The sequence below is a fragment of the Fulvivirga maritima genome (assembly GCF_021389955.1).
Classification (GTDB): Bacteria; Bacteroidota; Bacteroidia; order Cytophagales; family Cyclobacteriaceae; genus Fulvivirga; species Fulvivirga maritima.
In genome coordinates this window covers 5,072,453-5,090,659 of the sequence record NZ_CP089980.1, presented here as the reverse complement: position 1 = coordinate 5,090,659, position 18,207 = coordinate 5,072,453, and the positions used below count along the sequence as shown (strand labels likewise).

The 18,207-nt window shown below is 39.2% G+C and carries 13 protein-coding genes; 3 read left to right on the top strand and 10 right to left on the bottom strand.

What is annotated here, in order from left to right:
* Positions 1 to 28 precede the first annotated feature (28 nt).
* The 4 genes from LVD15_RS21445 to LVD15_RS21430 form a co-directional block, all read right to left on the bottom strand.
* Positions 29 to 3,526, bottom strand: coding sequence for a type I restriction endonuclease subunit R (locus LVD15_RS21445; RefSeq protein WP_233777244.1), 3,498 nt, complete (start codon positions 3,524 to 3,526; stop codon positions 29 to 31).
* Between the two features lie 1,248 nt (positions 3,527 to 4,774).
* A complete protein-coding gene (locus LVD15_RS21440) occupies positions 4,775 to 5,167 on the bottom strand; it encodes a GxxExxY protein (RefSeq protein WP_233777243.1) in 393 nt (130 codons plus the stop codon).
* A 219-nt stretch (positions 5,168 to 5,386) separates the two neighbouring features.
* On the bottom strand, positions 5,387 to 6,721 hold the full coding sequence (locus LVD15_RS21435) for a T9SS type A sorting domain-containing protein (RefSeq protein WP_233777242.1): 1,335 nt from the start codon (positions 6,719 to 6,721) through the stop codon (positions 5,387 to 5,389).
* A 128-nt stretch (positions 6,722 to 6,849) separates the two neighbouring features.
* On the bottom strand, positions 6,850 to 7,464 hold the full coding sequence (locus LVD15_RS21430) for a Crp/Fnr family transcriptional regulator (RefSeq protein ID WP_233777241.1): 615 nt from the start codon (positions 7,462 to 7,464) through the stop codon (positions 6,850 to 6,852).
* Positions 7,465 to 7,874: 410 nt separating this feature from the next.
* Between LVD15_RS21430 and LVD15_RS21425 the strand changes: the two genes are divergently transcribed.
* On the top strand, positions 7,875 to 9,509 hold the full coding sequence (locus LVD15_RS21425) for a lytic polysaccharide monooxygenase (RefSeq protein ID WP_233777240.1): 1,635 nt from the start codon (positions 7,875 to 7,877) through the stop codon (positions 9,507 to 9,509).
* A gap of 502 nt (positions 9,510 to 10,011) precedes the next feature.
* Here LVD15_RS21425 and LVD15_RS21420 read toward each other — a convergent pair.
* The 3 genes from LVD15_RS21420 to LVD15_RS21410 form a co-directional block, all read right to left on the bottom strand.
* Positions 10,012 to 10,677, bottom strand: a complete 666-nt coding sequence (locus LVD15_RS21420; protein WP_233777239.1) for a hypothetical protein — start codon at positions 10,675 to 10,677, stop codon at positions 10,012 to 10,014.
* A gap of 154 nt (positions 10,678 to 10,831) precedes the next feature.
* Positions 10,832 to 11,584 (bottom strand): LCIB family protein, encoded by a 753-nt coding sequence (locus tag LVD15_RS21415; RefSeq protein ID WP_233777238.1) that lies wholly within the window; start codon positions 11,582 to 11,584, stop codon positions 10,832 to 10,834.
* Positions 11,572 to 11,742: a hypothetical protein gene (locus LVD15_RS21410; protein WP_233777237.1), complete on the bottom strand. Its 171-nt coding sequence runs from the start codon at positions 11,740 to 11,742 to the stop codon at positions 11,572 to 11,574. The genes LVD15_RS21415 and LVD15_RS21410 overlap by 13 nt, the downstream gene beginning before the upstream one ends.
* 532 nt (positions 11,743 to 12,274) lie before the next feature.
* Between LVD15_RS21410 and LVD15_RS21405 the strand changes: the two genes are divergently transcribed.
* Complete coding sequence (locus LVD15_RS21405) at positions 12,275 to 14,452, top strand: TonB-dependent receptor (RefSeq protein ID WP_233777236.1); 2,178 nt, start codon at positions 12,275 to 12,277, stop codon at positions 14,450 to 14,452.
* A gap of 137 nt (positions 14,453 to 14,589) precedes the next feature.
* Here LVD15_RS21405 and LVD15_RS21400 read toward each other — a convergent pair whose 3' ends face one another.
* The 3 genes from LVD15_RS21400 to LVD15_RS27160 are packed head-to-tail and all read right to left on the bottom strand — an operon-like array spanning position 14,590 to position 17,327.
* Positions 14,590 to 15,051 (bottom strand): thioredoxin family protein, encoded by a 462-nt coding sequence (locus LVD15_RS21400; protein WP_233777235.1) that lies wholly within the window; start codon positions 15,049 to 15,051, stop codon positions 14,590 to 14,592.
* A gap of 3 nt (positions 15,052 to 15,054) precedes the next feature.
* Entirely contained in the window at positions 15,055 to 16,110 is a 1,056-nt protein-coding gene (locus LVD15_RS27165; protein WP_233777234.1) for a TonB-dependent receptor plug domain-containing protein, read from the bottom strand.
* A gap of 14 nt (positions 16,111 to 16,124) precedes the next feature.
* Positions 16,125 to 17,327 (bottom strand): TonB-dependent receptor, encoded by a 1,203-nt coding sequence (locus tag LVD15_RS27160; RefSeq protein ID WP_306416742.1) that lies wholly within the window; start codon positions 17,325 to 17,327, stop codon positions 16,125 to 16,127.
* Between the two features lie 112 nt (positions 17,328 to 17,439).
* Here LVD15_RS27160 and LVD15_RS21380 point away from each other — a divergent pair, with 112 nt between their 5' ends.
* Positions 17,440 to 18,096, top strand: coding sequence for a metal-dependent transcriptional regulator (locus tag LVD15_RS21380; protein WP_233777233.1), 657 nt, complete (start codon positions 17,440 to 17,442; stop codon positions 18,094 to 18,096).
* Positions 18,097 to 18,207 lie beyond the last annotated feature (111 nt).

Genomic DNA, 18,207 nt, shown 5'->3' with positions numbered 1-18,207 from the left:
ACAACCGAAGACATTTTCTCGCGGGTTATCACGCCCCTCCTAGTGCACCATCTTCAGCGCCCGCATTACCATTCACCTCGTTAATAATGCTAATGATTTTGGTGGCCTCACCATCGTCAAACACACCAATTAGGCCCTGATCATTGACATTGGTAAAGGGTGGCTCAAAAAGCATCTTTTTGTCAATGGTGCCATTTACGGTAAGGTATTTAATGATCTGATTGATGAAGGTCATTTGGTCAGCCCGTAACGTACCGGCTCGCAAAAAGTCAGCAAAGGCGGCTCGGGCTGCCGCCTCATCTAAGCCTATAATGCTCCTAATGAAATTACCCAAAGGCTGCTCTCCGTATATATTCTTGAAATCTTCTTTGTTGCCACGCTCCGATCCGTCAAATAAGATACGTTCTAATTCATGAAGTTCTGCCTGCGTAATAGTTTTATTATTGGCTAATTTAGAGATGGTTAGATTGGTTTTATTCTCACGAATAAACCGCTCTACCCGCATTTTATACATGGTAGAGCCCTCGCTATAAATATTAGAAACATCAATGTCAGCCACGCGCAGATCACTGTCTTGATAGTTGACATAAACTGGTTTTACGTCTTCGTTTTCCAGTAGACTTACCAACTCTCTGATTTCCACCCGCAGCTTCTCCATTCGCTTTTGGGTAAGGCCTTTGTAGAAATCAGGATGTTTCATTTTTTCAATGATCGGCTTAGCTCTTAGTACTTGCGGTACACCATATAGTTGACTCAGCTTTTGTGCTATTTTCATTAAGCGATCGTGATAAAAGGCCTCGGCTGTGGGTTTGTTGATGTTAGCTATTTGCATCTTCAGTATGAGCAAATCAAAACGTTTAGTGGCTTCTTTGGCTTCATCAGACACGGGCAAGGCTGACAAATGCTCCTCTATAATGTGCAAATCATTGTCCGATAGGTTATTCCAACGGTCTCTGGTTTCAAACTCCGTAACATAGCGCAATTTCATATCTACCTGAAAGCGTTTACGGTTAAGGCTGAAGATTGTGCCATGCAAAATATCTAATAGCGCTTTAGACAGCTCCATGTGCTCATCGCTAGGATTATAAAGCAGCACCTGACTAAGCTGTAAGCGGCTTTCAAATATTTGTTGAGTAATGGGCTTCACCGTGCCGCTTTCAATGCCATCAGGGTTTTCACCAAAGAATTCAAAATTATCACAGATATCAAAAATCAGAAACTCGGTTTTGTCTTCACCGGGACCGAATATATTTGGACATTTTCTGGTGCCGCGCCCTATCATTTGCCAGAACTTGGCGTAGGATTTTACAGGCATGAAGAAAACCAGATTTAGTATGCGAGGAGCATCTATTTCGGTGTCCATCATATCTACTGAAACAGCAATCTGTGGTAAGTTTTCTTTGTGCGGATCGCAAAAGCTATCAATTAGGGTTTGCACATGCGAAATGCCATTGTAAATAGTGTTAATGAATCCGGCTGGTTTTTCTGGGTAACGCTCTTCAAAACATTTCACAATAAAATCAGCATGGTTTTGATTGAGCGCAAAAATGATTGTTCTGCCTATTTTATCTCCTCCTTCAATTTTAAGGCCCTGGGTCATGAGCACATCCAGCACTTCATTGACGGTGTGTTTATTAAAAAGCCATTTCTTTTGCTCTTCGGTGATAGAAGACGTAGCTCTGTCTAAGTATGCCTCACTGGGCATTTGACCCGTTACCGGATGGGTAAAGGTCTCTTCATAATGCTTCTGCTCTTCTCCTGACAGGTTCTCGTATTTTACTCCTTCCTTCAGGAATCTGGTACCTACATCTTTCACTTTGAATGGACAAAGATAAGTAGGCGTGGCTTCCTCCAGGCTGAATTCAAAAGTAGGATCTTCATCTTCGCAACCAAACATTTCATAGGTGTTGGTATCTACATGCTTTTTAGGCGTAGCAGTTAGACCGACAATCAAGGCATCGAAATAATCGAAAATGGCCTGATATCGATTATATATAGAGCGGTGGGCTTCATCCAAAATGATAAGATCGAAATGGCCGACGCCATAAAAGCGCTCCTCTCCTTCCACGGCATTGTCTATCCGCACAATCATGCTTTGGTAGGTACTGAAAACCAAACGGGTGGTATCGTTTTCCTTTTCTTTGGTGAGGTCAATGGCCGAAACATTAGGCAAATGTTCATTAAAGCTCTTTTTGGCTTGCGTAACTAACGCATTTCTATCGGCCAGAAACAAAATTCTTCTAGCCCAATTATTTTTCATAAGTAACTCTACCAGAGCAGCTGCTGTACGTGTTTTACCACTACCGGTGGCCATTACCAGCAAAGCCCTGCGCCTGGCACCACGGATGCCATGCTTGCCGTCAGTAACAAAATTTTCTGCTACTCGCTGTAGGGCCTCAGTTTGGTAAGGGCGCCCCGCTATGGCGGTATTTATGTTGGCCTGTCGAATGTCTTTTCTTGTGTTGCGTTGCTGAATGAGCCATTGTAGCTCTTCCTTATCGTACAAGCCGTAAATCCTGCGTTGAGCACTGTAAAAGGTGTCGTCCCACAGGTAGGTTTCATAACCGTTAGTGTAGAAAATAACAGGCCTTTGTCCGTACATATTTTCTAGGCAATTGGCATACAAAAAGGCCTGATGCCTTCCTGCTTCCGCTTGTTTGGCCGTGCGCTTGGCTTCGATAATAGCCATTGGCTTTCCGTTATCATCCCACAGCACATAATCTACAAAACCATTGCCTTTGGGATTTTGTGAATTAATAGGCATGCCAGTGACAGGAAATTCCAGGTCTCGACCTTCTTGCAGGTTATCCCAGCCTGCTTCTTTTAAATCAGCATCTATTAAATGTTTACGGGTACGAGCTTCATTAAAAGGCGGATCTACCGTTACTTGTCTTTCTTGCTTTTGGGCCTTGAGTTGGGCCAAGGCCTTTTCACTTTGCGCTTTTAAAAGCTCATAAGCCGCTTCACTCTCCTCAGCTTCTTCACGAGCCGCTTCTTCACTGGCTTCTAATTCCTGCAGCCGTTTTTTCATTTCTGCCATTTCAGCGGCAGCTTCACGCAGCACTTGCTCTTTGAGCTCCTTTAAACGACGGTCTTCAGCCCCCGCTTTAGGCACGTAGCTCCAATTAAAATTATCAGGGGTGTCAGGTTCCAGATAACTATAATTACGAGCAAACCATTTCAGGAAGGCAAACATATACTGAATGGTGTTTTTAGCCTCTTCTTTACTCACTAAGCGAGCATGCGCAGCGGCATTACCTATTTTTTTAACGTAAAACAGCCCATCGAGCATTAAACGATCAGAAATCTCAGCTTTGAAATCTGGTTCGGTAAGCAGGTTATGAATGGTAGGATCATAAGGAAGACGAATACGCTCCAGCTGAAAAATGGTGAGCAGACAATGCTCTAACACGGCTCGACACTTGATACCCGTAGAATCTGGCTCACTATAAACTCGCTCTTCAGCCAGTTTCATCTTGCTGAAAACCGAAGGCCATTCCTCCTTTAAAAAATGAAAATTACTCATATAATCCTAAAAAATCCTTTAAACTAGCTTTTTTGGAGGTGGTATGCAAGCTTATAAGTCTGGAACATGATTTTTGGGATATGCAGGATGTACAGGCTTTTGGGTATTATGATAGTTTAGGATATTCTGCTCGTTTTTGTCTTTAACTGTGATGTATGTGATTGGTGTGATTCATGTTATGATTTGCAGCTCCTATCATGGCCATCATAATCATCACGGAAATCATAGTTTAAGATTTTCTTCACGTTACTGTCTTAACTGTGATGTATGTGATTGGTGTGATTGATGTGATGATTTGCAGCTCCTATCATGGCCATCATAATCATCACGGTAATCACAGGTAAAGATTTTCTGTACGTTACTGTCTTTAACTGTGATGTATGTGATTGGTGTGATTGATGTAATGATTTGCAGTTCCTATCATGGTCATCATAATAATCACAGTAATCATAGTTTAAGATTTTCTGTACGTTACTGTGTTAACTGTGATGTATATGATTGGTGTGATTCATGTGATGATTTGCTGTTCCTATCATGGCCATCATAATCATCACGGTAATCATGGTTTAAGATTTTCTGTACGTTACTGTGTTAACTGTGATGTAGATGATTTGTGTGATTCATGTGATGATTTGCTGTTCCTATCATGGCCATCATAATCATCATGGGAATCATAGTTTGAGATATGCTGCTCGTTACTGTCTTAACTGTGATGTATATGATTGGTGTGATTCATGTGATGATTTGCTGTTCCTATCATGGCCATCATAATCATCACGGTAATCATGGTTTAAGATTTTCTGTACGTTACTGTGTTAACTGTGATGTAGATGATTTGTGTGATTCATGTGATGATTTGCTGTTCCTATCATGGCCATCATAATCATCATGGGAATCATAGTTTGAGATATGCTGCTCGTTACTGTCTTAACTGTGATGTATGTGATTGGTGTGATTCATGTGATGATTTGCAGTTCCTATCATGGCCATCACAATCATCTCGGAAATCACAGTTTAAGATTTTCTTCACGTTACTATCTTAACTGTGATTTATATGATTTGTGTGATTGATGTGATTATTTTCAGCTCCTATCATGGCCATCATAATCATCACGGGAATCACAGTTTAAGATATTCTACACGTTACTGTCTTTAACTATGATGTATATGATTTGTGGGAGTCATGTGATGATTTGCAGCTCCTATCATGTTCATCACAGTCATCACGGTAATCACAGTTTAAGATTATCACGGTTTATATTTCTTATTTTCTAATCGGAGAAATTTTAATCTTTTCTCACCAAAGTTGATCAGTAGCCCTATCTGGAGATTGTAGGCTTCTAAATAATTGATGGCTTGGGCTAGATGTACATCTTCTAGTTTGGTAAGGGCCTTTATTTCAACACTGATTTTTTCATTAACCAAAAAATCTACTCGTCGAGTACCCACTTGCAATCCTTTGTAAACAACGCTCATTTCTACTTCGCGTGCATGCAGTATCCTGCGTAATTCCATCTCATAAGAAAGTGCCCGTTGATAAATCACCTCCTGAAAGCCATTTCCCAAGGCACTGTGCACCTCCATAGCTGCTCCAATAATTTGTCCGGTAAGTTCAGAATACTTGTATTGATGATCAATCATATAAAAAGTTTTTTGAAATCATGTTTATCATACTCATCAAAACATCACAGTCTAAGACAATAGTTTCTTCAATGTTTCAAGGGCTTCGGGGTGTTCTTGGTTTTGACTTTCTATTTCTATTTATTCGATCTCAAAATTAGCTCAGCATTTATACATTACATGAAGCTAGTACAGCCTTCATATGTCTTGAAGTAAGGGGCTAAGTATTATTAATCTACCTTATTGCTTTATCAGCTTCCCTCTTAAGGCTTCATGACCACAGTAAATAGAATAGAAATAAATACCAGGAATTAAGTGGTTGATATCTATCCGCTCCTTTTTAATCTCCTGTCTTAGCACTTGGTTGCCATGGTTATCCAATAATCTTAAAAAAGCTTTATGATTTGTAGGTAGGTTAAAATGTAGATAGTCTGATGCAGGATTAGGAAATACCTCAATGGCGTCTACTGAATCTGAGAGACCAGTGACAGGCTTTGGGTCGACGGGATCAGTGGGGTCCTCTGCCGTGAGATCGGAATAAAAATATTGCACCTCTGAGATTTTTACTTCTTCCTGAGAATTCAGATCTCGTTTATACACATCTTTATCCGTTACCAAGTGATGGAATGCCATAAGTTCAATAGGATCAAGATCAGGAATGATCAACTGATCATAAGATACTTCTTTATTGAAGTGGTACCGTGATCTATACATATCTTGCACCCTGCCTCGATCGTAGTTGACAATAGAATGACTGACAAAGTCATCATTATCGTCATATGAATAGCCTTTTACAGAAGAAGGGATCCAACTGTCAGAGATTTCGTCATAATACTTCTCTCTAACCATGAATAGCTTGTTAAAATAGTCGTAATTATAGGTTTGGCGCATTAGAGGAATAGAAATTTCACCAATATACCTATAGGCAAGGACTTGCTCAAGATACTCCCTTCTATAATCATATTGATAGGCTGAATGTGCCACCATTTCTTCGGGCTCCTGACCTGGGACATATATAATTTCACTTCCTAAATGACCATTTTCATAAAAATAAACCGTTTTATTGACTAGCATCCACCCCTCTGTGATATCATAGTTCTTTTGTAGGGATTCTTTTAAGGTACCATCTTCTTTATAGTAATAAATTTCTTGTTCTGACGGCATCCAGCCATCTGCTTCAATAGCTGCTAGAGAATAGATGATTTCAGATACTGAGCCATCATCATAATATGCATACGCTGTTTTGCTTACTAGATATTCCTCTCTCCTACTATCATCCCAATTCCAGAGCTCCTTAGAGATTATCTGATGCTCCTCATTATATTCAAATACCTGTCTGTTTAACGGGATAGCCCATTCGCCATCAGGCTCATCTAAACCGTAAGTTATCAAACTATCTAGCTGATGAATTTCCGTTTGTTCAGATGTAAAATAGGCTTGTTGGGAAGGCCCCAAAGATTGCGGCAATTTACCTGGCCTTTGTAAATCCAAAAGGAAAGGACTCACTTCTTCAGCTTGACCAAACGCTGTGAACGCACTTATTATAAGAATGAAATATAGAAGAGTTGGTTTCATCGTTTTTTGTAAAAGCTTCAATTTGCGAACAAAAAAACGAAGTTTATAAAACAAAAAAGTTACCTCCAGATAACAAAGGAAGCTACTTTTAGAAGTCTCCTTCTTCTCTATAATTATCTTTTCCTTCCCTAATCATTATGCAACTGCCTGTAATATTTCTTTTTCTCCTTGCTGTATTGCTGAGGGGTCATATTAAGATAGCTAGCCACATATTTATCAGGGGTTTCTGCCAGGATATAATTAGCCCTTTCCACATTTTGCATAAACAAAAAAAGCCTTTTACCTGGTTGTCTATGCTGAAGCAGAAACATACGATTTTCCCGGTCTAATAAAATCACTTCATGGAGCTTGAACAAAAAATAGCAAAACTCATGATGGGCCTTTGCTAGCATTTCAAGATCAGACTTCAAAATATAGAGTACCTCTACAGGTGTTATAGCCTCATGAGTTTCCTCGGAAGGAACATTTTCCAGATAGCTTTTTAAGCTGTTAAAGGCGAGCCCTGCCGACGTAATATTTAGAGTAATGGGTATTCCTTCATCAAAAATACTTTGAATCACCACCCCTTTAAGAACAAAATTTGACCTAGTTTCTATCTGACCTGAACTGAGAATAGCTTCACCCTTTTCATAAGCTTTCTTCTTCACATATTTGATTACCTCAGCGAAAACGTCATCAGGAAGAGGCGCTATAGAATTAAAAAAAGCCTTTAATTGCTCTAAATCAGAAGAAGAATTATTCATGTGCCTTGGGTAAAGCGTTAGGTGCGCAAATTTATATACTTCTTGAATAATTCAAATTGGGAATAGGAATTTTTATTAAGTGTTATGATGTTGGCATGAGCAAGATAAGCATTGTCAGCTCTTACTGTTTTTTACAGTCATAGACTCGCGGTAAAACACGGCTTGCCAACATGTGCTTACGCGAACCAATAGTATAGCCTGTGTATTACTGCCGCTTCGCGAGCTAGTGGTGTCAGTGAGTGGGCTTTCAATTTACTCATCAGCAGGATTTTTTTGGTGGCTGCACTCTACCGCAGCGCTCTAATCAGGAAGAGGTCAATGCAAGATAAATTAGCTTTTTCACTTTTTAAAGAAGCGATATATTACTATCTTATATTAAGATAATTATACGTCACCTAAACCCTCAGAATATGAAAACTACTACAAACGTATTCACTGTTATTCTATTGATTCTCGTATCCTTACCATTGCAATATATTTTAGCGCATGGTACGGTCACCTCTCCTGCTAGTCGGGTGTGGATTTGCTATCAAGAAGATCCGCAAAGCCCTGATTCACCCGCTTGCATTGCTTCTATTGAAGAATATGGCACTCAGGCCTTTTATGATTGGAATGAAGTAGCCAGAATGGATGCCAATGGTATGCATCGGCAAATCATCCCTGATGGTCAGCTAGCCAGTGCTGGTCGACCAGATAAGTATGGAGGGCTAGATCAGGTCCGGGATGACTGGATTGCTACACCTGTCTCTCCAGGACCATTTACTGTCACTTGGACCAACACAGCACCACATGAAACCCTCTATTATGAGGTGTATATCACAAAAGCAGACTGGACTCCGGATCAGCCACTGACATGGAACAGTCTGGAGCTTCTGGTACGTACTGGCCCCAGAAGTGCTTCTGCTATAGATAATATAGATGTGGTACTACCAGTGAGAACAGGTAAACACGTCATTTATTCCATTTGGCAACGATCGTTAAGCGCAGAAGCCTTTTATTCTACCAGTGATGTGGATTTTGGTACTGATACTGGTATTAACCTTCCTCCAGTTCCTTCATTTGAAAGTGACAATGGCCGCTGCGGTGGGTCTGAAGTTGACTTTGATGCTTCCGAAACATATGATCCTAATGGGGATGAATTGACCTACACTTGGGACTTTGGTGATGGCACCACAGGCAGTGGAGTGATAGTTTCACATATTTACAGTGATCTGGATTTTGCTAACGTTACCCTAACAGTAAGCGATGGTGAATTAAGTACCGAAGTATCTGCAACCATCAATCTTGAGGAAGATCCGGATTGCAATGCTAACAATTGTACTTTTGGAGCACCTCTGGATGATCCTTTACCTCCTATAATCGGAACTTATGAAAATGTACATGTGCTGGGTGAAGGAGGCCCCAATCTTGACAATATAACCGTGTTCATGATCAACTGGTCATTGGTTAATAATGGATTATATCAGTTCTCATTTAACACCAACAACGGTATACCGAGCTGGTATGTAGACTTACTCCCTGCTTCTTCTCAAAGCTTTAATGCGGAAGAACCTCAAATAACCATTTCTGGTTCTGGATTTGATGGGCTGGATGGCTCCTATTACGCCATAATGGATGGGACTAACTTTGTACTCGTCTCGACTGATCAGGCTCATACCATTTACTTTAGCAACTCATCAGATACGCCAAGTTGTGATGATGGTTCTTCCAGCGCCAGAAGCTCTAACAGTTTCAATGATTTGACTAAAAACATTACTACTTGTGGTAATCAATCTTCTTTTGATCTGGAAGCCTCAGGTGCGTTAAAGTATGAAATGTACCCGAACCCTGCCTCTACTTCGGTAGCTATCAGAGCAAATAAGAACCTTATAGGCAGTGTTATTAACATCACTGATATGTCAGGTAAGTATGTCAAATCTCTCACCATTCAGGGAAATACATTGAATGAGGTAATTGATGTTTCTGACATGAAAAAAGGTCTTTACTTCATCAAAATTACGAGCCCTAATACAGCGACCAAATCACTTAAGCTTTTGGTTGAATAGCATCTAATCAGCTTATAGATTATATTAACTGAGTTGAATCCAAACCTCCTTCTATATTGAAATAGAAGGAGGTTTTTTTTTACCTTGAATGACAATTTCATTATGAGACTAGTAATTTGAAGCTGAGAGATTACCTTAGTTTGGTTACTCTGAATATTTGTTTGACTTCAATCAGTATTGATCTAGCTTGGCCGCTATTACAGCCGAGCAACTGTAAAACAAAGACATCATAAAATGTCTGTATACTGCTTATTACTGCGAAGGTGAAGAGACAAACTAAAGATAAAGTGAGTAGTGCTTTTTTAATTTATTGCTTAGGTGTTATAAATTTAGGATGCACGGGTGTTGCTGTGACTACGGGGCAGTCTCGCGACCACTTTAAATTATTCAGCAGCAAAACTGTAATGACCTGCATTTCTATAAGTTGATTTAAAAGTATAAATATTCGCAAATCAACAGAGAAGGCACCAAGTTTTTCATTCACTGGCTTGCTTCCCACACCTTATAGACTATATTTTGGCTCTATAGTAGGCAATATACCCTTTAACTTTTGCCAATAGGGTTGCCATTCATCTAAATCGCCTAAAAGAGAGTCAACAAATAATTGCTTATCCTCAAACTTCGGGTCATTACATAACTTGGATATTATTACTCCTCTAAATAAATACTCCGGACCACCTGATAAAATTTCCTTCCAATACTTACCCTCTGCCTCCAAACGATCCATTTCCTTAAGAATATTGGGTAAGTAGCTGTACTTCTCAATAAAGGCCTGTCCTTCATTTTCTAAATAGGTAATATAAGAATGGGCATATTCTTCTAGCTCTTCTTTACTTTCTAACGACTTTTCTTCTAAGCTACTTGGTAAATCTCTGAAGGCAACAGTTGGTAAATGATACTTTGTTTTCTTTCTCTGTTGAATTAATTCATTTGTTGGTATACCAGTACTTAAAATATGATCTTCTACGTCATAGTTAGTTAAAAATAAAGCACTTGATCCTATTCCACCATTTGTGTAAAAATTAAAAAAAAAGTGAACAACTAAATACTCATTTACTTTATTGTTATATGATGGATCACCTCCCGTTAAGTATGAATTGTATCCTATCTTTTCTAAATATGGAGTTAATACTCCAAAAAATATGTTCTTTCTTTCAGCTAATGTCATGATAACTATTTTTTCTTGGGGAGTAACTATTATATTCAAAACCATCTACTGGCATTTCCACAATATCCATATTATCTATTGAGGAATTTCCATAATCACTTTTTTTGTCGCTACGCTCACTTTACAGCTTAAATAATCCAACCTTTTGCTGATATCATAATGCCTTAAAGGCCTCTGACTTAAGTATTGAGGTGGGGTCAACCTGTTCTAAATCGGCTACGTTATATACCACAAAATTTCTTATATCTACATAGTCTGAATATTCAGGGCTGGTGTTAATTATAATACCTCCTAATAAAAATATCCTTTCACATTTAAACTCTCCTTTAGACATTTTCACCAGATGGTGGATCTGCTTATCGATCACATAATAGGCCTTTTCTGTTATCTCCTTTTTAGGGTCAGCTGCCGTTACTATATCTTGTTTAAATGGCATCAAAGTGTTTTCTAATACCGCTTGCTGGTAATCATGCTCCACCACATGCGGCATATACACTTCATTAGTTTGCTGCATTCTCTCTAAGGCCAGCATGAGCGCGCCACAGCTGTTCGTAAGCCCTTTTTGTCCTGGTCTTCTCATTTTGCCTAACTGCCCTTCATCAGTAATACCTATGTGCGGACCGTAAAATATAAATGCATCTCCATTATCAGGAATATGATGGGCATAAGCCACCATACCAGTAAAACCAGCGTAAGGCAAACCGCCCATGCCACCCATAGAAAATGGCCGCGTTAATACCTTTCTGAAATCAGTAGATACATTAATATCATCTGAGCATAAAGAAGTGGCAAAGAGCATTTTAGAGAGGTCTGATTTATATTCATCAGCTAAAAAATTTAAGTACTTCTTAGTTACATATTCACCTGTGGCTGCTTCAGGGTATTCAGACTTGATTAATTCTTCCATAGGGTTTCAATAAATTTATCAGCACAATAATCCTCTTTATTCAGCTTTTGTGCCAGACATTTGAAACATAATGTATCTATAAGAAGATACATTTCATCTATTTGATATCCATAAATGATGATTAGCGCCTCTCTTGAAGCAGGATTCTTTTTAACCATACTTCGTATATTTTAACAAAATCAATTATATAACTAGGAATTTCATTTGTATTACTCTTCCTATCACCAACCTCTGTATATATATTTTTGCATGGCATTAATTGTCATAATTATTAGACTCATTAAAAATCCATTTTATATTTGTAAGGTGAAATCAATGCTTTACGTATTAGTGATACTCGTGCTCTCGTTGTCAGTATTTCCTTGCTGCTCTGAGGAGGATGAATGCTGCCCCTCTACTTCTCACGTAAACGATTGCTCACACTCAACAGATGCAGATAAGTCTGCTTGCTCTCCATTTTTAACCTGTGGTTCATGCTTAGGCTTTACTTTAAATAGTCAATCGCACTCATTATCTGATCAATACATAGAGAAAATTGAGCATAAAGTGGTTTATTTTACTGACATCACTCCAGTATTTATCTCACCACTCAGCAGGCCTCCCAAGGTTTAAATAATAGATCGTTCATTCTTTTAAATCAGGTAATATACTCTATTACCCTTTATTATCTACTATTAAAAATTCCATACTATGATACGCCATATCATTTCTGTAGTACTCCTCTGTACTATCTGTATATCTACCTATGCCCAAAATAACTTCACGGCAGTGGTAAAGGACAAAGAAAACCAAGAACCATTACCTGGAGCTTCTGTGTTTTTTCCTGATCTTTCTAAAGGAAGCACCACCAACCACGATGGCAGAGTGGTATTCAGAGATATTCCTAATGGAAATCAAAACATTAGAATCAGTTATATCGGTTACAAAACGTTAACTACCACAGTTAGCTTTCCTATTCCTGATTCATTAAACGATTACACCATATCACTATCGCCATCAGCTCATGAGATGGAAGAAATCACCATTTCCTCTACACGCTCCAGCAGAACTATCGAGGATATTCCCACTCGTGTGGAGTTTATAGCTGGTGAAGAACTCTCTGAAAAAGGCAATATGAAACCTGGGGATATACGCATGCTACTCAACGAAAGTACTGGTATACAAACCCAGCAGACCTCAGCCACCAGCTATAATTCTAGCATTAGAATACAAGGCTTAGATGGTAAATACACCCAATTATTACGCGATGGCATGCCTCTCTATTCTGGTTTTTCAGGAGGGTTAAGTCTTATGCAAATAGCACCATTAGACCTGAAACAAGTAGAGGTGATTAAGGGCTCTAGCTCTACCTTGTATGGTGGTGGTGCCATAGCCGGCCTGGTTAACTTGATTTCTAAAACACCCACTGAGGAAAGAGAGCTCAGCTTTATGGCCAATGGTACTTCCGCTTTGGGACTTGATGTAAGCGGCTTTTACTCCAAAAAGAATGATAAAATAGGAACCACTATATTTTCTTCTTATAACAAAGGCACACCCTATGATCCCGCTAATATAGGGCTCACTGCCATTCCTAAATTTGATCGTTTTACGTTCAACCCCAAGTTGTTTTTATATCTCAATGATGATACTGAACTAAACATAGGCCTCAATTACATTACCGAAGACAGGCTGGGCGGTAACATGGATTATGTAGAAGGAGATAACTCAGATGATGCATACTTTGAAGAAAACTTAACAGACAGAGTGTCTTCCCAAATACATTTTAGCCATCAATTCTCTCCTGCGAGTCAATTAAATGTAAAGAACAGCCTGAATTATTATGATAGAACTATTAACGTACCTACCTATAGTTTTGATGGCACCCAATTCAGTTCTTTTAGCGAAATAAACTACAATCAGTGGCAAGACAAATCAGAATGGATTTTAGGGCTCAACCTATGGACCGATAGGTTCACTCAAAATGATGTTACCACAGGTGAACCGCTGGATTACACACAAACCACGTGGGGCGCTTTTGCTCAAAACACCTGGAATCCGCTTGCTCAATTAGCTATTGAAACTGGTCTAAGGACTGACTACCAAACGGATTATGGCCTGTTTATTTTACCAAGGATTTCAATCATGTACACTCCTATTAATAAGCTAACCATGAGACTGGGAGGTGGATTAGGTTACAAAACACCTACCATATTTGCAGAAGAGGCTGAACGCATTCAGTTTAAGAATGTAATGCCCATCGATAACAATGAACTGGATGCTGAACGCTCCGTAGGAAGTAATCTTGACATTAATTACAAAACAGCTATTACATCAGAACTAGACCTAAACACCAATCTATTATTATTTTATACTCGCATTAATGATCCCATACAATTGGAGCCCACCGGATCAGACTTGTATACTTTTGAGCAATCTCCGGGGTATATTGATACCAAAGGAGTAGAAGTTAATATAAGACTGTCTTATCATGATTTTAAGCTCTTTATCGGTTATACTTATGCTGATGTTAACGTACATGAAAACAACAATTCGCAACAGGTTCCGCTGGTAGCTAAACATAGGCTGAACAATGTTTTAATGTATGAAAAAGAAGAAAACTTCTGGATAGGTGTGGAGGCATATTATTACAGTCCTCAAAAGCTAAGTGATGGTGACACCGGCCAATCTTACTGGATAGTTGGCTTAATGAGCGAAAAAACCATTGGTGATCATTTTTCCATTTTCTTGAACTTTGAAAACTTCTTGGACACTCGCCAAACTGCTTTTGACACCATATACACTGGCTCTATAGACAACCCCACTTTCAGAGATATTTATGCTCCGGTAGATGGTTTTGTTATGAATGGAGGTATTAAAATAAAGCTGTAACACCAAAATTTAAAAAAGAGGCTGTATTTATGATTATACTTCCATCATAAATACAGCCTCCTTGGTTATTCCTCTAAAATGACTCCCTATTGCACAGAACAACAGGATTAAACCACTGAAATTCAATTAAATACATGCTACCTTACAGTCTCTACAACTTCCAGCAGGTTTTCAGCTTTCTGCAAGCCCTGCAGCTGATAAATAATTTGCAATTGCTGGTTCATGATTATTGTAGATGGAAATATTAAAGGTCCCTCTTTTCTACCGAGCATTTCAGCCAACTGATGATAGCCTCTGGAGGATTGAAACTGATATTTACGTCCTAAAAATGTGATTTCTTCGGTAATTTCAGCATCTAACTTTAAACAATAAAAGCTTTCTTTAAGCACACTTGCCAATGCCTCATCACTAAAAGTAGTGTTTTCCTGCATAGCGCAATATTTGCACCATTCTGCATGAATAAAAATCAATAAAGGCCTTTTCTCCGCTCTCAGGCTGTCTTCTAGGTATTCAAAGGCAGTCCATTGTACAGATTGCGCTGGCGCCGCAGAGGTAAGACCAAGTGAAAACCAGAACGCTATGGCTATACTTCTCAGCATGCATTAATTGATGGTATATCTAACTCCAAAAAAGCCACGAATACCTTGATTTGGCGCGTAAACATAAGATGGATCAAAAGTTAACGCATTGGGGTTGCTAGGAGTAGGAATCACCTGCCCTTCTGCATTAAATTCCACTCCCTTATCAAAAGGATCAAATGAACGCGCAATACTATTAGCCGGCGGAGTATAATTAAGCAGATTCTTCACCCCTCCATATAGCTCCCATCTATCATAACTTTTAGTAATCTGAATATTTTGTAGGCTATACCATTCAGAATATTCTGGCCTATCATCTCGCTCACCCAGTAGTGGTAATCTCATAGGGCCATACACATTACCAGTATAATCTAGGGTTAAACCAAATTCTCGAAAAGTATAACCTATGCTCCATACACCACTGAACCGTTCGGTGAATAGCTGCCTGTAAGTTTCTTCATCGTTAGTAACTGAAACATCCATAAGTGTACCTCCTGCATTTATTTGCAGGCCATTGGTCCAATTCACATCAAGGTTTAAAGACACGCCCTTGGACACTGCATGTCCATCTAAGTTGCCATAAATAATCTCGTTAGGGTTAGTTTCATAATCGGGTAAAATGGCATTATTGAAATAAGTATAAAAGCCACTGGCATCCAGACCTATGTAAATATGATTAGTAGTATACACTTTCTTCACCAAATTGAGGTTTACATTCCATGAAGTTTCAGGCTTTAGTTCCTCTTCAAACACCACCATCCGAGCTCCTGTAAGCGCTGCATGATCTTCAGTAAACACGTTGGCCACACGGTAGCCATTACCTGCACTTAGCCTGATAATATTTCTCTTATTTGCAGAATTCCATTTGTAATTAATTCTTGGCGAAAATATATTTCCATGAATGCTATTATAATCATACCGAGCTCCTAAAAGCAGCTTATTGTAGTCATTTAGTATGATTTCATCTTGCACAAAAACACCGGGTAAGTGGGTGATCGAAGGATCATTACTACTTGCATTATTAGCCGTGGCTGTCGTATTATCATCAAAATAAGTATAACGATAAGCTAAGCCTACCAAAATATCATGTCCTTTCAGGGTTTGTTCCAGGTCAGCTGACCAAACCCGATGTATTGGTCTGCCAGGTATTTGGTATCTCCATAAACAGAGTTTTGATTATGACCATTGGCACTTATTTGCAAGTTTATTATTTCAGAAACAGGAAGCTGATAAGTTCCTAAAACTTCCCATCTACTTGTATAGATACTTTCTCCATATACCTCATTTCCGCCACGGTATTGCTTATCCCAGTCCATTTCTCCTCCCCAGCGGTCTTCATAAACATAGCGACCAGCCAATGAAAATGTTTTATTGCTTTTTCTATTAAAATCAAGCTTATTGAAAATAGATATCCTGTTTTGAAGCGTTACATCTGTAAACCCATCATTATTATTATCAATAGGATTCTGATAGTTAAAATAGTTGACTCCCAATAGCCCATTAGTTTTCTCAGAAAGAGAATAGCGTAAGCCCAAATCAGTATTCACTTCACCCCAAGTCGTGCCAAACACATCTGCCGAAAACCGTGGAGCCGTGGCTGGCTTTTTAGTAATGATGTTGATTAAACCACCCACAGCCTCAGACCCATACAGCGTAGAAGCCGGCCCTTTCACCACTTCTACCCTTTCTATTAGCGACTGCGGAATACCAGTTAACCCATACACCGTAGAAAGTCCGCTGACTATGGGCATACCATCAATCAGCACCATGGTATATGGCCCTTCTAAACCATTGATGTGAATGTCTCCTGTATTGCAAACATTACAGTTAATTTGTGGCCTTACACCATTCACATTTTGTAATGACTCAAATACTGAAGGTGTAGGATTAGCTTTGAAAAACTTCTTGCTGTATACTTCTACCGGCACGGGACTCTCCAATTTAGAGACCTCTTTCATGGTGCCCGATACCACCACTACTTCATCCAGCGCCTGGGTGGTTTCTTGCATGGTAAAATTAATGGAAACAGCCGCAGACAGCACTATATCCTTTGATTCCGTCTTAAACCCCACCATAGATGCCTGCACTTTATATTTCCCTTGGGGTACTTTTTCTATACGGAAACGCCCATTTTTATCAGTCACGCTGCCTAAAGTAGTCCCCTCCAGCCCCACGTTAACAAATTCTAGCGGAGCACCAGCCTCAGACACCACCTTACCACTTATTGTCCCTCTCTGTTGAGCGGCTACATGCAACCAGCAGAAAGTAGTTAAACATAGGATTAATGTGGTTGTCAATATTTTTAGAACCATAACGTAATTTTATATCGATAATACAAACATAATAAGTTAGACAAGTCTAACAAATTAATTTTTTCAAATTTCGTACATTTGGCAAAAAATATAGAGAATGGGTTCGCAAACGGAAGAGAACTATTTAAAGGCGCTATATAAGCTTTCGGATGATAAAGGGAATGTTGGGGTATCAGATTTAAGCTCTATGCTTAAAGTAAGTGTACCTACAGCCAACAGTATGGTAAAGAAAATGCACTCCAGAGGCTGGCTTAAATATGAAAAATACAAGCCCATTACCATTACCCCTAAAGGCAAAAAAATGGCCTCTATGATCATTAGAAAGCACCGATTGACAGAAATGTATTTGGTAGAGCAGATGGGATTTAGCTGGGAAAACGTGCATGAAATAGCCGAACAGGTAGAACACGTAAAATCAGAAGCCTTCTTCGATCGGATGGATGAGCTTTTGGGTTTTCCAAAATTCGATCCGCATGGCTCCCCCATACCTGATAAAAACGGCAAAATAGTTGAGCAAAATTTAATAAAACTCAGCGATTGCTCTGAGGGACAACACTACACACTAAGTGCATTATTAGATTCAAAAAAGGACCTATTGGAATACCTCAACAACCGCTCCCTCTTCCTTGGCACCAAACTGGAAATAGTAGCTAAAGAATCATTTGATGGCAACATGACCGTTAGATACGATAGTCATGAAAACGAAGTACTAAGCCAAAAAGTATGCGAGAGTTTATTGGTGAATAGAGTTTAAGGAAGGGTTAAGAGACATTATTCACTATAACTGATTGTACGTTTTTACCGGTAGAGTGCCACTTAGTACGTACTAGCTAAGGATTAAATGGCTCAAGCATACACCCAAAAG